Consider the following 16,369-nt stretch of genomic DNA (forward strand, 5'->3'; position numbering starts at 1 on the left):
ATCTCCTATTTTCCGGATATAGGCGAATGATGGGATTTAACCCCGCGTTTCCGGCGTTTTCGCCGCATAGACTGCGGCCCATGAATTACCCGACCGAAGTCAAAGAAGCCGCAAAACGCCTCTACCTGCGCCGCTGTTCGGTGAAGGAAATCCAGGCGCATTTGAAGCTGCCAAATATCCGTATCGTCTACTACTGGATCCGCCAAGGCGGCTGGGACGAGATGCTTACGGATGAAGAACCATTGAGCGCCGTCAACCGACGAATCACCTTGATTCTGGAGAAGATCGAGCCGCTGACGAAAGCCGAACTGGACGAACTGGAGCGGCTGACAAGCCTGCTTGAGCGACTGAAAAAGCTCGCGGCCAAACCTGCGCCGGCGGCGGCAACAGATCGTCCGGACGAGCCTCGCGAACGTCAGCCTGGTCAACGCCGTGAGCGTGGCGAAGGCGGCGACAAGAAGCGCGAAAAGAAGGCAAAGAATGACATCAGCGGCCTGACCGAAGTGGACTTCCTGGATAAGTTCATCTCGAAAATGTACGGCTACCAGAGAGAACTGTTCGAGGCGAAACAGAACCCGCTGACCCGCCGTGTCCGGAACATCCTCAAAAGCCGTCAGGTCGGCCTGACCTACTACTTCGCCGGCGAAGCGTTCATGGACGCCGTGTTGAGCGGTGATAACCAGGTGTTCCTGTCAGCCAGCCGATCGCAGTCCGAAATCTTCCGCAGCTACATCATCCAGTTCGCCAAGCAATGGTTTGATATTGAGCTGACCGGTAACCCGATCACCCTGAGCAACGGCGCCGAGCTGCGCTTTCTCAGCACCAACAGCAGCACCGCCCAGGGCTACCACGGCCACGTCTACGTGGACGAATATTTCTGGATTCGCGACTTCGAAAAACTCAGCACCGTGGCCAGCGCCATGGGCACCCACAAGAAGTGGCGCAAAACCTATTTCTCGACGCCCAGCGCCGTGTCGCACCAGGCGTATCCGTTCTGGTCGGGCGAAGAGTTCCGCAACAGCAAGCGCGGCAAGAAGGCCGGCGGTGTGTGGCCGAGCGAAACGGCCTACACACAGGGCGCGCTGTGTCCGGACGGCCAGTGGCGCAAAACGATCACCCTGGACGATGCGATCGCCGGCGGCTGCGATTTGTTCGACCTGGAGCAGCTGCAGCTGGAGTACGACGAGGACAAGTTTCAGCAGCTGTTCTACTGCAAGTTCATCGACAGCACCCAAAGCGCGTTCAGTCTCAAGGATCTGGAGCGCTGCTACTCGGATCTGTCATTGTGGGAGGACTACAACCCGGATCTGGATCGCCCGTTCGGCAACAGCCCGGTGTGGCTGGGGTACGACCCGAGTCGCACCCGCGACGACGCCACCTGTGTGGTCATCGCGCCGCCGCTCGAACCCGGGGCGAAGTTCCGGATCCTGGAGAAGCACAGCTGGCGGGGCCATTCGTTCACCTACCAGGCCGCGCAGGTCAAGAAGCTGACCGAGCGCTTTAACGTGCAGCACATCGGCATCGATGTCACCGGCGTGGGTTACGGCGTTTTCGACCTGGTGCGCGACTTCTACGCCAAGGCGACACCGATTCACTACAGCCTGGAAGCGAAAAACGCCCTGGTGCTCAAAGCCCAGGACACGATTCAAGGCAGTCGCATTGAGTGGGATGCCGGATGGACGGATATCGCCCAGGCCTTCCTGACCATCAAGCGCGGCGCCACCAACAGCGGTCAGATCACCTACAGCGCATCCCGTACCGAAGCCACCGGTCACGCCGACATTGCCTGGGCGGTGATGCACGCCCTGTCCAACGAACCTTTGAACACCAACAAGCGGCGTCGTAGCCGCTACGTCACGAGTAACCAGAGCAGCCATGGCCAACCGCAAACGCAGAAAGCACCACGTAGCCCAACCACAGCAGCATCCGATGCGCTCGTTTACGTTCGGGGAGCCGGAACAGGTGCTGTCGGGCAACATCGGCGAATACGTGGGCGTGTTCCCCAGCGACGACGGCAAGATCTACAAGCCACCGGTGTCGCGAGCTGGCCTGGCCAGGCTGCTGCGCGCCAACGCGCACCACGGCGCCATTCCGAAGTTCAAGCGCAACCTGCTGTTGCGTGAGTTCATCGCTTCGGCTGGCTGCAGCACGGAGACGATGGGACGTGCCGGACTGGACTACATGGTGTTTGGCGAAGCGTACTTCTACAACGACACCAACGCATTCGGCCAGGTGCTGGAGCTACAGCACCTGCCGGCGATCAACATGCGCGTGAAGGTCGACGGCGGTTTCGTGATGCTGCTGCCCGACAACAAGGAAATGGAATTCGAGGCGCACGAAATCTCCCACGTCCTGGACTACGACGTAGAACAGAACATTTACGGGATTCCGGATTACTTGGGAGGTCTGCAGGCGTTGCTGCTGAATGAGGCCGCTACCCTCTTCCGCCGGCGCTACTACAGCAACGGTGCGCACGCTGGCTACATCTTCTACACCAATGACCCCGACCTGACCGAAGAGGACGAAGACGAGCTGCGCGCCCAAATCAGCGCGAGCAAGGGTGTGGGCAACTTCCGATCAATGTTCGTCAACATCCCCAACGGTAAGGAAAACGCCATCCAGATCATCCCGGTGGGCGACTTCCAGGCGAAAGACGAGCTGGAGAAAGTGAAGAACATCACTCGAAACGATGTCATCGCGGCCTGGCGGATGAACCCGGCGCTGGCAGGCATCATCCCGGAAAACACCGGTGGATTCGGCGACATCGAAAAGATTGATCGCGTGTACACCAGCAACGAAATCCGGCCGATCTGCCAGTTGTTCGACCAGCTTAATGACAAATTGCGAAAAGACAGGCGCTTTAGCTGGAAGCCCGCTCAGGAAGCAGTGGATACCACTATATGAACAACCAAGCGGAGAGAAAGCCACTACATATTGTGGCAATATGGTGGCGATCAGCTGCCCCTGGGGAGGGACACAATGAGAGTTGTATGCAAGTGCGGCCACAAGGGTCGAATTGCTTCACGGGAAGAGGTAACAACGGAGTTCGTGAAGCTGTATTGCCAATGCCTGGACGCAAAGTGCGGGCATACGTGGGTGTCAAACCTGACGTTCTCACACACGCTCAGCCCGTCTTCGCAGACCTTCGAACGCATGTTGATCGATCGGTTTCGCGAGTTGCCCAGGGCGAAGCAGCGGGAGCTGTTCGAGCAGTTGGGGTCGCAGGCGGTGGCGTAGGTACAAACCGCCAACGCTGCAGCGTCGGCGATCGGGATCATTCAAAGAATGACGTTCAGCCCCCTACTTTCTCCTTTGGGTTGATTGCCAGTATCTCAGCCACGCGACGAACCTGCTGCTGTTCAACGCGACTCAGCCGACGATACAGATCGATCAGTCGACGCTCGATGTCCGTGAGTACGGTCGTTTCCGACCCGACGTGCTCGAGGTTGATTTGATCGTTCTTCTTGCGATCCAACATGCTAACTACTCCATAAAGTGCATTGCTGAACGGACTTTATGGGGCGTGGCAAAAATCATTGGAATGGTAGCTTTCCCAATGATGTATGGCTTTTCGTGAATTAAGACCGACGCCTGGCGGCGTCGTCAGCCATGGCCTCAAGGAAACGACGAATCGCTTTTTGATCCTCATCCGAGATGGTTCTGAACTGGTTTATCAACTCTTCTTCTGCTGCGCTAAAAAGTTGACCCAGAGGAGTGGATCGCCGGCCGGTCAGCACATAGGCAGCATCAACGCCACGTTCTTCAAGAGCCGTGACGTATCGGAGATCGAGAGAGTTCGCTCCCAATTCGTAGTTCTTTTGTGTGCCCCGGCTGACGCCAAGCAGCACTCCAAAATCAGTTTGATTTAACCCCAAGCGCTCGCGCTCTTCCCTGAGGCGTTCACCAACTCGATCCGCTATGAGCATTTTTTTATTCACCACCATTGACTTGATCATTTTTTTGACCAAGAATCACCACAGACAAACGCAAACAAACAGAAACAAACAAGGGGAGCACTATGCCCGCCACCGTTACGCACGAGCAAGCCCGGGCGGCGCTTGATCGAAAAGGAGTCAGCATTGCGGAGTTCAGTCGCAAACACGGACTGAACAAAAATTTAGTCAGCGACCTATTGAACGGTCGGATCAAAGGTCGCCGGGGGGAGGCACATCGCGCCGCTGTGTTACTAGGGATTAAAGACGGCGTGATCGAACAGTAATAGCGGCGCTCAACAGGGAAAAGTAGAAGATGAAAAGCCCGATCCTAGACACTCGCAAAGAAGTCATGAGCGAGATCATCCGCAGCTATACCGGAGGACGTGAGGCCGCCGCCGCACGCTTGGGGCTGAAGCTTAAAAAGTTCGACAACCATGCCTACGAAAATGCCGGCTGTAGCCCCCTTAGTGACACGCAAGTTTTCATGCTGGAGCAAGATTGCGGCACACACCATTTCCCCAACTACGTCGCGTCGATGTATGGCGGGCTGTTTGTGCCGGTTGCTGATCCTGAGACCTTGGACAACGTCGAGCTTTACGCTCGATCGGTGCAGGTAGCAGCAAAGCGCGGTTGTGTTGACCTAGCGATCGCCAAGGCGCTTGAAGACGGTTCGATCAGCGAAGAAGAAGCCGAGCTGATCCTAGACGCCCACAACCTCCATGTTGCTGCACGACACTCCGAAGTGCTTGCAGCCATCGCTCTATACCGTGCGGGGAAAGCCCAATGAACAATCTGTCTGCAGCACAGGAATATCAGGACATGCTCAAAGCCGCGGCGTCGCTGTTCCTCGAACGGCACCGGTGCGAACACTTGAGCGACGATCTGCAATTGGTCAAACGCGCCGTTCAACATTTGGTGTCCGACTTCGACGTACTGACTCCGACAGCCGAAAAAATGGTTCACCTGGCCTACAGCGATTTATCTGCCGCAAGCGATCGGCAGCGCCTCGATGTACTGACCAGCACGGCGACACATACAGTTATCACTGACACAGGCACCGGTGAGGTTTGGGCCGTCCCCGTCAGCCTGATCTATGAACGCATTCTGAACGCGCCGGACAACGGGCGTTTCCGCGTTACCACTCCTTAACACCCAACCAACAAATTCCCGACCCCCCATATCCGTGGGTTTGGGTGAGCTGCGCCCGAAATTGAGGTTTGACGATGGAAAACACCCTGAACATCAACGCAAAACTGCCGCCAGCGCAGGCCGAAGCGCTCTTGGTAAACCTGCGTGAACAGTACCGTCTCAGCCTCAATGACCTTTGGTATGCAGATCAATACCGATTTATCCCCGAAGGCCTGCGTCACGGATCGATCCTCGCTAACTGTCCTGTGATGGCCGCTCAGAAACACCTGATCGGCGCCCTCTCCCTCTGCCTTAAGAAAGTGAAGTAACCATGAAAGAGCAACTGCGTAGCGACGTGATCGAACGCTTGAAATTCGATTACGGCCTCAAGCACAGGACAAACACCGACTACATGCGGGGGGGTACTTGCCCGAAGTGCCGGCAGAAGACGCTTTACACCCGCTTTGATGCTCCGTGGTTAGTGATCTGCGGCAGACCTGAAAAATGCGCCCACACGATGCATGTGAAGGAGCTGTACGACGACCTGTTTGAAGACTGGAGCAAACGCGCGCCAGCGACCGATCAACACCCTAACGCGACCGCCCGCGCCTATCTGGAATTTGCCCGAGGTTTTCGCTTAGAGCTGATCCAGGGATGGTTCACCCAGGAAAGCTATTACTCGGCCGAACACAACGCTGGCAGCGCTACCGTTCGCTTTGCCCTGGAGAAAGGTGGCTGGTGGGAAAGGTTGATCGACCGCCCACACCGCTTTGGAAAGATGAAAGCGCGGTTCAAATCGAAGGACAGCTACCGCGGCGTCTGGTGGTGCCCGCCTTGCGTGGATCTGCTGGAAGCCAAAGAAATCTGGATAGTGGAAGGCATCTTCGACGCGATCGCTTTGGTGCATAACGAAATCGCAGCCGTATCCGCCATGTCTTCGAATGCGTTCCCGGAGGAATCCCTACGGGCGCTCGTTCGTGACCGTGAGGGGAAGCTGCCGAAGCTGGTCTGGGCGTTGGATAACGAACCAGGTGCACATACCTACACCAAACGCTGGGCCAAGCAGGCGCGAGCGCTGGGGTTCGTCTGTGAGGCCGCGCAGATCCCTCTGCGTGACGGTCGGAAGACCGACTGGAACGACCTACATCAACGCTGGGGCTTCATTGACAACGAAAGCGAGCGAGCCGACCAGATTGCCGCTGACCTGAAACAGACGCGTCATCTGGGTGCGCTGCTGCTTGCCGAGAGCGCCGCCGAGAAAGCGTTGCTGATGTATGACTGGAACAAGCGCGGGGAATTTCACCTCGGCTTCGGTAGCCGCCTCTACTGGTTCAAGTTGGACATGGAAAAATTCAACCGGGCGATGCAGGACATCGAGGACAGCGAAAACCACGACGACCAACTACTCAACCAATCCCAACAGCGCGAGAAAGCTCTGCAGCAGTCCGGCAGCGTGGTCGAGATCGCTAACTGCTACCCACAGGCGCTGTACTTTCAACGCAACGAAGTCACCGACGAATCCTGGTACTACGTGCGCGTGGACTTCCCTCACGACTCAGAAAGCGTGAAGAACACCTTCACCAGCGGTCAGCTGTCAGCCGCCAGCGAGTTCAAAAAACGTCTGCTCGGAATGGCTGCGGGTGCCATGTACACCGGTAGCGGCCAGCAGCTCGACAAGTTGATGAAGGATCAGCTTTTCGGCATCAAAACCGTATCCACGATCGACTACGTGGGCTACAGCAAGGAATACGGCTGCTACGTTTTTGGGGATCTCGCCATCAAGGATGGCACGATCTACAAAATCAACAGCGAGGACTATTTCGAGTTCGGAAAACTTCGGCTGAAATCGCTGCAGAAAGGCGTGCCGATCAAGCTACAGCGTGAGGGGAAGGACTTTAACGAGCAGTGGCTGCAGCTGCTGTGGACATGCTTCGGCGCCCAGGGCCTGGTCGCACTGGTGTTCTTCTTCGGTTCGCTGTTCTGCGAGCAGATCCGGGCGCGCTATCAGTCCTTCCCATTTCTGGAAGCCACCGGCGAGGCCGGCGCCGGCAAAACCACCTTGCTTAACCTGCTGTGGAAACTGCTCGGCCGCGAGGGGTACGAAGGCTTCGACCCGATGAAATCGACGAAAGCCGGCCGTTCGCGGTTGATGGGGCAAGTCGCAGGTATGCCGGTCGTATTCCTCGAAGCCGATCGACACAGCGAGGATCGCTCTCACGCCAAAACCTTCGAATGGGACGAGCTAAAGGATTACTACGGCGGCGGCACCTTGGCCACCAAGGGTGTGAAGACTGCCGGCAACGAAACCTACGAACCACCGTTTCGCGGCACGATCGCCATCAGCCAGAACGCGGCCGTGGTCGCCCATGAGGCGATCATGACCCGGATCGTGAAGCTGCACTTCATCCGGCCGACAGTGACGCCGCAAAGCCGCGCTGCAGCGGACAAGCTGAACGCTTTGGACGGCGGCACGCTCAGCCACTTCTTGATTCGGGCCGTCGGTAAAGAATCGGCCGTCCTCGAGCTTTTCGCCCAGCGCATGCCTGAATACGAATCCAAGCTGCGCCGTCTTCACACCCACTGCTTCGACTGCGGAACCGAGTTCACAAGCGAACAAGGTAATTGCCGCAGCTGCGGATCCGACCTGCGCGGATACATCCGTGTGGAGCGGATCAGTAAGAACCACGCGCAGCTGCTTTCGCTGCTCGATGCGCTGCGCCTGGTTCTGAAACTGGACGAGCCTCAGGTAGCAGCGACCCAGCGGCAGATCGTCCGTATGGCAATCGAGCGTCAAGCCTCAATCAGCTCCGACCACCCGGCCGTTGCCGAATTCTGGGAGGTCTACGACTACCTCGAATCGCTCAATGATGACCCCTTAGTCGATCACAGCAGCGACCCGAACGTGATTGCGATCAACCTCAATGAGTTCAGCGAACGAGCTGCCGAACACAAACAGAAGCTGGCCGACGTCGCCACCCTGCGCGACCTGTTGAAAGAGTCCCGCTCGCACAAGTTTCTGGAGGCAAATAAAGCCGTACACAGCGCAGTCCGCGCAGCGATGAACAGCAGAACCCCCCTGGCGCCGGGCCGTCCCACAACGGTCAAGTGCTGGATCTTCAAAGCGTGAAAAGGAGGCTACACCGATGCAAATCCAAGTCTTTATGGGTAATGCCGGCGACGGCAACACGAACAAGCTGCAGGAGATCATCGATCGCCTGAATGCGCTGGGGAAGAGCCAGCCGGTGATTCAAGCCGGGGCTTACGGCGAGGACGGGCTGCTGCAGATTCTTGAAGTTCGTGCTGCAGGTGGCCAGCGCGAAATCCTGGTGGAGTCGTGCAGCCCGCAGCAGATCTTGAGCGTACTTGAATGGCAATCCTGCACCGAGGAAGACCCGAATTACGCTGACCTGGTTATTCACCTGGCCCGTCGAGACTGACGGATGAGAAGCGATGTCGAGGAGTTGCAGCTCCCCGACATCAACCACCACTGAGGGCTACACCATGGAAGCAAGGCACCAAAGCAGCAGTGATCCAAAGGCTAACACACTCAACAACAGTGACCCGCACGAACGGCATCTGATGGCTATCAGAATCGTAGGTACAGCGCTGTTTGAATATCGAGTACGGAAAACTGAAGCAGCGAGGATCCGGCTTGAATGCCTTACCACTTTCGCCAAAGAGTTGGGCGACATCGATGCGACAGAGTTCGCTGTTGTAGCTCAACTACTGGCAGGCAAATCGACAGCAGACCGCCCCCCAATTGATCGAACTTACTCACTCGAAGGTATCGCACTATGAAAACGCTTTTTGTACTGATGGCTCAATACAATGGCCAAGTGGTAATTCCCCTGGATCGAGTGTGCCAGGACTATTTCACGCACCTGACAACGGATATGTTTCAACGCAAAGTTGGTGCCGGGCAGATAAAGCTCCCGATTACTCGCATGGAGCCGAGCCAGAAAAGTGCGAAAGGTGTTCATATTGCAGACCTGTCGGCCTATCTGGATGAACAGCGCGCTGCTGCAGTCAAAGAGAGTAATCAACTGAATAGCGCGCCGCGCAGCAGCTAATTCACTTCAACGTTTTGGCGCCCAGCTTTACGGGCGCCTGCAGGATGCGCTCGAACCATTCCCAAGTTGCATAAGCATCCCCTCGCCCGCGCAAGTGGGTATAACGGCGCATTGAGTTCCAATCTCGATGGCCCGACACGCTCGCCACCCGCGGAATATCCCAATCCATTTCAAAAAGACGACTGACGCCTTCGTGTCGCAGATCGTGAAAGTGCAGATCTTCAATGCCCAGGATTTTGCAGGCCCTTGTCCAGGACGTCGACACGGATTCAGCGCTGTAAGGAAAAATCTCAGGCAACACCTTGGGCATGGTCTGAAGGATCGCCCATGCTTCTGGCGGCAAATGACACCAGACGTCGTTACCGATTTTTTGCCCAGGGTTCTTCATGTCACGAACCAGAACCCGCTGGCCAACGTCGTCCAAATCCTCCCAGCGGATCCGGGTAATCTCTTCTTGCCTACGCGTGGAGAACAACGCGAAGCCGGTCAGTTTAAGCATGTTGATAGAAGTTGGACGACGGGTTTGGATATCCAGGAAGTGTGTAAGCAGCTTGTCGAGTTCGTCCAGGGTGGGCCGGCGATCGCGTTCGCGGCTTTTCATGTTGTAACCGAGCTTTTTTAATACTCGGCGCGCATCCGCCATTGCATGCGGATCCACCTCATAACCCCAAGCTGGCCGAGCGATCGAGAGAACAGCGCCAAGGTGTGCGAGATCGTTGCCAGCGGTCTGAGGCTGAACGCCCCCACCCTCCTTGCCCATGCGCCATAGCGCATACTCAACCAGGTGCTGGCTACTTATATCTCTGTCGTTCAGTTTCCCCAAGTACGACTCGCTGATCGCCTTCAACGTGCCGAGTTTCGTTTTCCCGAGAGGGCGCGCCTTGGTCATCTCGGCCAAGTAGCGATCGATCATTTCCTTGATCGTCGCACCAGGTCGGTTCGCCCGCTCGATCGCACCTGGTTCGTCCAGTTCGGTTTCTCTTTTACGCACCCAAGCCTGTGCGGCCTGTTTTCGGGCGAAGGTCTGACTCTCTTGGTAAACTTGCGCCCCATCGCGAAACAGGCGTATCTGTGCCGTGTAACTGGTGCTGCCGTCGGTGCGTTTCCGTGCTCTGATCGTGGCCATAGTCAACTGGTACAATTGGGAAAGTGGTTGGTACATTGTACCAACCGACCCCAGAAAACGCCTATTTACCCCCTGAAATCGGCTTAGAACACGTAGAGCAAAATGGTACAGAAATCAGCTACATACCCAACAAACACCGGCTCTACGCTGTCTAGAAGGTTCTCCGTTGCGCCCATGATGGATTGGACTGATAGGCATTGCAGATACTTCCTACGCCTCCTGTCGAAGAACGCCCTGCTCTACACCGAGATGGTCACCACCGGCGCTCTCCTCAACGGCGATCACGAACGCTTCCTCCGTCACAACGAAGCCGAGCACCCGCTGGCATTGCAGTTGGGTGGCAGCGTCCCGCTGGATCTGGCCGCCTGCGCGCGCATGGCGCAGGCGCATGGTTACGACGAGGTGAACCTGAATGTGGGCTGCCCGAGTGATCGGGTGCAGAACAATATGATCGGTGCGTGCCTGATGGGGCATCCGCAGTTGGTGGCGGATTGCGTGAAGGCGATGCGCGATGCGGTGTCGATTCCGGTGACGGTGAAACATCGGATCGGGATCAATGGGCGGGACAGTTACGCCGAGTTGTGTGATTTCGTCGGGACGGTGCGGGATGCCGGGTGTACCAGTTTTACCGTGCATGCGCGGATTGCGATTCTGGAGGGGTTGTCGCCGAAGGAGAATCGCGATATTCCGCCGTTGCGGTATGACGTGGCGGCGCAGTTGAAGGCGGATTTTCCGGAGCTGGAGATTGTGCTGAACGGCGGGATCAAGACGATGGAGGCCTGCCATGAGCATTTGCAGACCTTTGACGGTGTGATGCTGGGGCGTGAGGCTTATCACAATCCGTATTTGCTAGCGGAGGTCGATCAGCAGTTGTTCGGCAGCAGCGCGCCGGTGATCAGCCGTGCCGAGGCGCTGGCGCAGTTGCGGCCTTATATTGCCGAGCATTTGCAGGCGGGTGGTGCGATGCATCACATCACCCGGCATGTGCTGGGGTTGGGCACCGGGTTCCCGGGGGCGCGTAAATTCCGTCAGTTGTTGTCGGTGGATATTCACAAGGCTACGGATCCGCTGGCGTTGCTGGATCAGGCGGGGGAGTTGCTGCAAGGGCGTTGATGCCCTCCTTCCGTAAAACGCGCCAGGCGGGTTGATCCGCCTGGCGTGCGCATCACCCCGCCGCCGCTTCCGTCCAGTTCACCCAGCCAAACACCCACGTCGCCAGAATCAACAAGCCAAACGCGATCCGGTACCAGGCGAACGCCGCATAACTGTGGTTGGCGATGAATTTGAGCAGGCCGCGCACGGCGATCATGGCGAAGATGAAGGCGATGACAAAACCGAGGGCGAACACCGGCAGGTCGCTGGCCTGGAAGAGGTCACGGTATTTGTAGCCGGAGTACACCGCGGCGCCGACCATGGTCGGCATGGCGAGGAAAAACGAGAACTCTGTGGCGGCTTTCCGGGACAAGCCGAACAATAAACCGCCGATGATGGTCGAGCCCGAGCGCGACGTGCCGGGAATCATTGCCAGGCATTGCACGAAACCGATTTTCAACGCGTCTGACCAGCGCATGTCGTCGACGTGATCGACGCTCACCACATGGCTGCGCTGTTCCGCCCACAACATGACGATGCCGCCCACTACCAAGGCCATGGCCACGGTGATCGGGTTAAACAGGTATTGATGGATTTTGTCAGCGAACAGCACGCCGAGGATCACCGCCGGCAGAAAGGCAATCAGCAGGTTGAGGGTGAAACGTTGCGCATTGCGTTGGGTGGGCAGGCCTTTGACGATGTCGAAGATCTTCGGGCGAAACTCCCAGACCACGGCCAGGATCGCCCCCAGTTGAATGATGATGTTGAACGCCATCGCGCGTTCGCCGCCGAAGTCCAGCAGGTCGGCGACGATGATCTGGTGGCCGGTACTGGAGATCGGCAAGAACTCGGTCAGGCCTTCTACCGCGCCCAAAATCAACACCTGGATAAAGGTCCAGAAATCCATTAATCCTCCGTCAGAGCGCTCTTGCTGAGCGACCGGTCAACTGTATTCAGGAATTGAGTATCTGAAGTTAAACAATCGGTATAACGCGACACCCATTGCCTGATCAGGCGACGGAGAATATGTCTTATCAAAAGACACACTCAAGCCATGTTAATAAACGTCCGCCTACGAACTAATCGAAAAATATTTAGGCCTATAGTAGAAAAAAGATCGATTCGCCAATAAAGTGTGATCCAGCTCACACTGTCTCAGGATCGTGAACAGTGGCAATTGGACATGAATAAAGCCATCGCCATAGATTCAAAATAGTGGCACAATTCCACATTGCCACCATGTAATGACTAGTTCACAGCCCCGAGAAAATCAACTAAAAGCTTGAAATGCTTAATTATTGTTAGAAAACTCGGGAGCCACGTCTAAAAATCGCGTGAATGTTACCAATTGTCAGTCACAGATGAGAACCGGTGCTTTAACATCCCGATGTCAGCACCTAATTCGAGTCAATGCATGATGCTCTCAGGGAACTTGGCGACTAGAAGTCCGCGCCCGACAAACGACGTACCTGGTGTTCTTACTCTGGGTCGTACCCGTGGCGTGGCCGAACATTTCAGGGCGCTGATCGCGAAGCACGTACACACTGATATGGCACTTGAGGCCGGTTCGTACACTAGTTCCTTCAACAATGAACTTTCTGGTCCGTATCGCGCCATTTTCATCGTTATCGATACTCCGCAAGCGCTGGAAGACAATCTTGCGCTGATCGAAAGCCTGCGCAGCGACAACTTGAAGCCGATCATCTGCGCGGTCATTACCGGTCGCGGCGCGTTCAACAAGATCAAGTATTTTCTGGCCGGTGCCGACTTCTGTATCAAACTCAATACCCTTGCCGACGAGGGCGACGAGCTGCTCGGTGAGTTCTTCAACAGTGAAGAATGGCAGCGGGATATCAATCTGACGCTCGACCCTACGCGTATCTGCCTGCTGGGCAGCCCCCGTCAGAAACTCGACATCTCGTTCGCCGAGATGAAGATCCTGGAAGCCTTTGCGCAGACCAGCAATCACATTCTCAGCCATGATGAAATCGCCAGCATCATGGGGCTCAACACTCATTTCTACGACCCGAGAGCGCTGGAAAAATCCATCAGCCGCTTGCGTGGAAAAATCAAGGACATGTATGGTACGAACGCGATTCAGAGCATCCGCGGCTACGGCTATCGCCTGATGCGGGGTCTGATATCGACTGCCTGACTCTCGGGCAGCCATCCTCTTTGCATAATTACGAAGGATCGTCATATGCAACCATACCGCTCTAGTTGTACTTCACATCTAATTATAATCAAGCCATTGAATGAGCACGGCTACACCGAACCATAACAATAAACTTCACAACATAGCAGCAGAACGAGTGGAACTTATCGAGGGCCATTTTAAGCCCAGACCCTGCCTGTCGATTACTTCCGAGGAAGTCATTGCTCGCCTGCCGATTTATCTTTTCGCCCATTTTGGTGCACATTTTAGGAGAGAGACATGGAAACGAGTACAACCCTCCCGAGAAAATATTTTGTCGTCGTGACTCACAGTACAACGTCGCAGCGTGAACTTGAGAGCATTCTGTCCAGCGAGCGCTTCAATTCGTTTGGCACGTCTCAGGCACAAATGTTTATTGAAGGTGCTACTTCGCCCTCTTCCGCGCCCATGCTGATGGAGTTCTCTTACCCAAGCGGCACCCGCAAACACGTGGCCCGCACGATTGAACACGACACCCAGCGCATCCTCGCCACCCTCGAATCGGAATGGCTGTCCGCACAATCGGCGAAGCCGTTTCAAAGTGCAGAGTGCGACAACCGCACTGCCGCCATTGAAGACGCTGCCACTGGCAACACGACCTGGCATCTGGACGATGATCAAGGCGCCCTGATCAAGGAAGGCGTCGAAATCAGCCTGACCGGACTGGAAACCGCGCTGGTGCGCAAAATGCTCCATCACGAAGAGCGCGTTGTCAGCCGCGACGATCTGATCCTCAGCATCGGTCGTGAACCGGAGCAATATCGTGGCCTGGAGATGTGCCTGAGTCGCCTGCAGGACAAGTTCAAAAGCGCCAGTAATGGGGAGCGATTGTTCCGTGCCGTAAGAAATCGCGGTTATTGCCTCATCCAGGACATCGTTGCGTAAACACGCACGCTCTCCGCGAACAAAACAAACAGAAAACAGTGCGATTACAAAAACAACAAGAGCACTCTGTTTGACTTCACCTCCCTGGTAAATAAAGTTCCCTGCCTCCACCCCTCCTACAGTAACAAACACAACATCATTTATTCACCCCTTGCTCCACGACCTTTTCTAACAGCGTTGTATTTGATTACTCGAAAGTTGGCACAGTGCCATCTTGTTAGAACTCGTCAGACACCCTCTCCGGCAATAACTTAGTCTATTGATTGACGACAGTTCGGCCTATCGACGTTGTTACCTCAGGACACTCGTCCAATAACAACAACAAGCCTATCTAGCAACTCGGACTTTAACTGTCGAAACCTGAATGGACGTATTTCTGGGGATATCTCATGGAACTCTCTCTACGGATCAATCGAAATAACGGCCTCAAGGGACTTACCTTCTGGGGCCAATGGGCGCTGGCGCAAGGTTTCATTGTCGCGCTGTTGTTCGTACTTGCTGAACGCCATACCGGCACCGTCGAGTTCTATTACCGCCTGTGCGCAACACTGGCGGTACTGGCTTCGGTACCGGCGTACACGTTCAGCGGCGTCTATCGCAAACAGGACAATTACCTGACGGGTCTGGGACGTCTGTTCATGGGCTGGTCGATGACCATGCTCGCGCTGGCCGGCATCGCGTTCGTGTGCAAGGCCGACGAGGTGTTTTCCCGTGAAGTGACGCTGAGCTGGGCGGTGTACGGTTTCCTCGGTCAGGCGCTGCTGTACGCGCCGCTGCATGCGTTTTCCAAGTACTACCAGCGTTCCCGCACCAGTGCGCAGAAAACCCTGATTGTCGGTACGGGTGAGTTGGCGCTGGGCCTGGCGCAGAAGATCAGTCTGGTGGAAAACCTGCCACTGGTCGGTTTGGTCAGCAATGGCACGAAACCGGTTCTGGATTCGGATGCACCGCGGGTGGTGGGCGATCAGGAAGATCTGCTGCAACTGATCAAGGATCATGACATCCGCCGTCTGTACATCACCCTGCCGCTGGCGGAAGCGGCGAAAATCGAAGCGATGTACGTCGATTTGCTCGGGGCCAACGTTGATGTGGTCTGGGTGCCGGACTTGAACAGTCTGACCCTGCTCAACCACTCGGTGAAGGTCGTGGATGGTCTGCCGGCAATCTGCCTCAACGAAAGCCCGCTGACCAGCCGCCCTACTGCTGCGCTGAGCAAAAGTCTGGTGGAAAAAGGCGTGGCGCTGCTGGCGATCATTCTGTTGAGCCCGGTGCTGCTGTTCATCGCGCTGGCGGTGAAGATCAATTCGCCGGGACCGGTATTTTTCAAGCAGGATCGCCACGGCTGGAACGGCAAGGTGATTCAGGTGTGGAAATTCCGCTCGATGCGCGTGCACGATGATCGCGAGGTGGTCCAGGCCAGCCGCAATGACTCGCGGATTACCGCCGTCGGGCGGTTCATCCGCCGCACCTCGCTGGATGAGCTGCCGCAGTTGTTCAACGTGCTGCAGGGGCAGATGGCCCTGGTCGGCCCGCGCCCTCACGCTGTCGCGCACAACCACTACTACTCGGGGAAAATCCTCGCGTACATGGCTCGTCACCGAATCAAACCGGGCATCACCGGGCTGGCGCAAATCAGCGGCTGCCGTGGCGAGACCGACACCCTCGACAAGATGCAGCGTCGGGTGGAGATGGACCTGCATTACATCAATAACTGGTCGTTGTGGCTGGATCTGAAGATCCTGGTGAAGACGCCGTTTACGCTGTTGTCGAAAGATATTTATTGATGGACTGGTGACAAGCCAGGCGATAGCGCAAGGGGACGAAAGTCCCCTTTTTTGTGGGCGGGATTTGGTGGTGGGATCAGGCGGTTGCGAGGGTGGCAGTGCCGACGCCTTCGCGGGCAAGCCCGCTCCCACAGAGTCCGGCGGTGTTCACTCAA

At 56.3% G+C, this 16,369-nt stretch carries 18 protein-coding genes; 14 read left to right on the top strand and 4 right to left on the bottom strand.

Going from position 1 to position 16,369, the window contains the following annotated elements:
- Nucleotides 1–80: 80 nt before the first annotated feature.
- The 3 genes from HXW87_RS21865 (at nt 81) to HXW87_RS21875 (ending at nt 3,237) form a co-directional block, all read left to right on the top strand.
- Complete coding sequence (locus tag HXW87_RS21865) at nt 81–2,123, top strand: terminase family protein (protein WP_239779181.1); 2,043 nt, start codon at nt 81–83, stop codon at nt 2,121–2,123.
- Nucleotides 2,035–2,904 carry a phage portal protein gene (locus tag HXW87_RS21870; RefSeq protein WP_239779182.1) on the top strand — a complete coding sequence of 290 codons (870 nt, stop codon included), beginning with the start codon at nt 2,035–2,037 and terminating at the stop codon, nt 2,902–2,904. The genes HXW87_RS21865 and HXW87_RS21870 overlap by 89 nt, the downstream gene beginning before the upstream one ends.
- Nucleotides 2,905–2,979: 75 nt before the next feature.
- Complete coding sequence (locus HXW87_RS21875) at nt 2,980–3,237, top strand: ogr/Delta-like zinc finger family protein (RefSeq protein ID WP_041074615.1); 258 nt, start codon at nt 2,980–2,982, stop codon at nt 3,235–3,237.
- A 55-nt stretch (nt 3,238–3,292) separates the two neighbouring features.
- On the opposite strand, the gene HXW87_RS21880 is transcribed toward HXW87_RS21875, so the two are convergent.
- Entirely contained in the window at nt 3,293–3,478 is a 186-nt protein-coding gene (locus HXW87_RS21880) for a hypothetical protein (RefSeq protein WP_041074617.1), read from the bottom strand.
- 100 nt (nt 3,479–3,578) lie between these two features.
- Complete coding sequence (locus tag HXW87_RS21885) at nt 3,579–3,926, bottom strand: helix-turn-helix domain-containing protein (protein ID WP_041074636.1); 348 nt, start codon at nt 3,924–3,926, stop codon at nt 3,579–3,581.
- 92 nt (nt 3,927–4,018) lie between these two features.
- Between HXW87_RS21885 and HXW87_RS21890 the strand changes: the two genes are divergently transcribed.
- The 7 genes from HXW87_RS21890 to HXW87_RS21920 all read left to right on the top strand — a co-directional run bounded on the left by HXW87_RS21890 (nt 4,019) and on the right by HXW87_RS21920 (nt 9,133).
- Nucleotides 4,019–4,219, top strand: coding sequence for a DNA-binding protein (locus HXW87_RS21890; protein ID WP_041074619.1), 201 nt, complete (start codon nt 4,019–4,021; stop codon nt 4,217–4,219).
- Between the two features lie 29 nt (nt 4,220–4,248).
- Complete coding sequence (locus HXW87_RS21895) at nt 4,249–4,722, top strand: YmfL family putative regulatory protein (protein WP_121186347.1); 474 nt, start codon at nt 4,249–4,251, stop codon at nt 4,720–4,722.
- On the top strand, nt 4,719–5,084 hold the full coding sequence (locus tag HXW87_RS21900; RefSeq protein WP_041074623.1) for a hypothetical protein: 366 nt from the start codon (nt 4,719–4,721) through the stop codon (nt 5,082–5,084). Before HXW87_RS21895 ends, HXW87_RS21900 begins: the two co-directional genes overlap by 4 nt.
- A 74-nt stretch (nt 5,085–5,158) precedes the next feature.
- Complete coding sequence (locus HXW87_RS21905) at nt 5,159–5,392, top strand: hypothetical protein (protein WP_041074625.1); 234 nt, start codon at nt 5,159–5,161, stop codon at nt 5,390–5,392.
- Between the two features lie 2 nt (nt 5,393–5,394).
- The gene (locus HXW87_RS21910; protein WP_239777751.1) at nt 5,395–8,190 is read left to right on the top strand and encodes a toprim domain-containing protein; all 2,796 of its coding nucleotides are present in this window, start codon (nt 5,395–5,397) and stop codon (nt 8,188–8,190) included.
- A gap of 16 nt (nt 8,191–8,206) precedes the next feature.
- A complete protein-coding gene (locus tag HXW87_RS21915; RefSeq protein ID WP_041074629.1) occupies nt 8,207–8,500 on the top strand; it encodes a hypothetical protein in 294 nt (97 codons plus the stop codon).
- A gap of 357 nt (nt 8,501–8,857) precedes the next feature.
- Nucleotides 8,858–9,133 (top strand): pyocin activator PrtN family protein, encoded by a 276-nt coding sequence (locus HXW87_RS21920; RefSeq protein WP_025111104.1) that lies wholly within the window; start codon nt 8,858–8,860, stop codon nt 9,131–9,133.
- A gap of 1 nt (nt 9,134) precedes the next feature.
- On the opposite strand, the gene HXW87_RS21925 is transcribed toward HXW87_RS21920, so the two are convergent.
- Nucleotides 9,135–10,259 carry a site-specific integrase gene (locus tag HXW87_RS21925; protein WP_047293249.1) on the bottom strand — a complete coding sequence of 375 codons (1,125 nt, stop codon included), beginning with the start codon at nt 10,257–10,259 and terminating at the stop codon, nt 9,135–9,137.
- Between the two features lie 102 nt (nt 10,260–10,361).
- On the opposite strand from HXW87_RS21925, the gene dusA reads away from it, so the two are divergent.
- Nucleotides 10,362–11,372, top strand: a complete 1,011-nt coding sequence (dusA, locus tag HXW87_RS21930) for a tRNA dihydrouridine(20/20a) synthase DusA (RefSeq protein ID WP_080963259.1) — start codon at nt 10,362–10,364, stop codon at nt 11,370–11,372.
- A 52-nt stretch (nt 11,373–11,424) separates the two neighbouring features.
- Here dusA and HXW87_RS21935 read toward each other — a convergent pair whose 3' ends face one another.
- The gene (locus HXW87_RS21935; protein WP_007969588.1) at nt 11,425–12,258 is read right to left on the bottom strand and encodes an undecaprenyl-diphosphate phosphatase; all 834 of its coding nucleotides are present in this window, start codon (nt 12,256–12,258) and stop codon (nt 11,425–11,427) included.
- Between the two features lie 507 nt (nt 12,259–12,765).
- Here HXW87_RS21935 and HXW87_RS21940 point away from each other — a divergent pair.
- From HXW87_RS21940 to HXW87_RS21950, 3 genes are all read left to right on the top strand, one after another.
- On the top strand, nt 12,766–13,506 hold the full coding sequence (locus HXW87_RS21940; RefSeq protein WP_145594913.1) for a winged helix-turn-helix domain-containing protein: 741 nt from the start codon (nt 12,766–12,768) through the stop codon (nt 13,504–13,506).
- Between the two features lie 279 nt (nt 13,507–13,785).
- Nucleotides 13,786–14,430, top strand: coding sequence for a helix-turn-helix domain-containing protein (locus HXW87_RS21945; RefSeq protein WP_239777752.1), 645 nt, complete (start codon nt 13,786–13,788; stop codon nt 14,428–14,430).
- A gap of 389 nt (nt 14,431–14,819) precedes the next feature.
- Nucleotides 14,820–16,214, top strand: coding sequence for an undecaprenyl-phosphate glucose phosphotransferase (locus tag HXW87_RS21950; protein ID WP_131671806.1), 1,395 nt, complete (start codon nt 14,820–14,822; stop codon nt 16,212–16,214).
- Nucleotides 16,215–16,369 lie beyond the last annotated feature (155 nt).

This window comes from Pseudomonas sp. Y5-11 (assembly GCF_022368695.1).
Lineage (GTDB): Bacteria > Pseudomonadota > Gammaproteobacteria > Pseudomonadales > Pseudomonadaceae > Aquipseudomonas > Aquipseudomonas parakoreensis.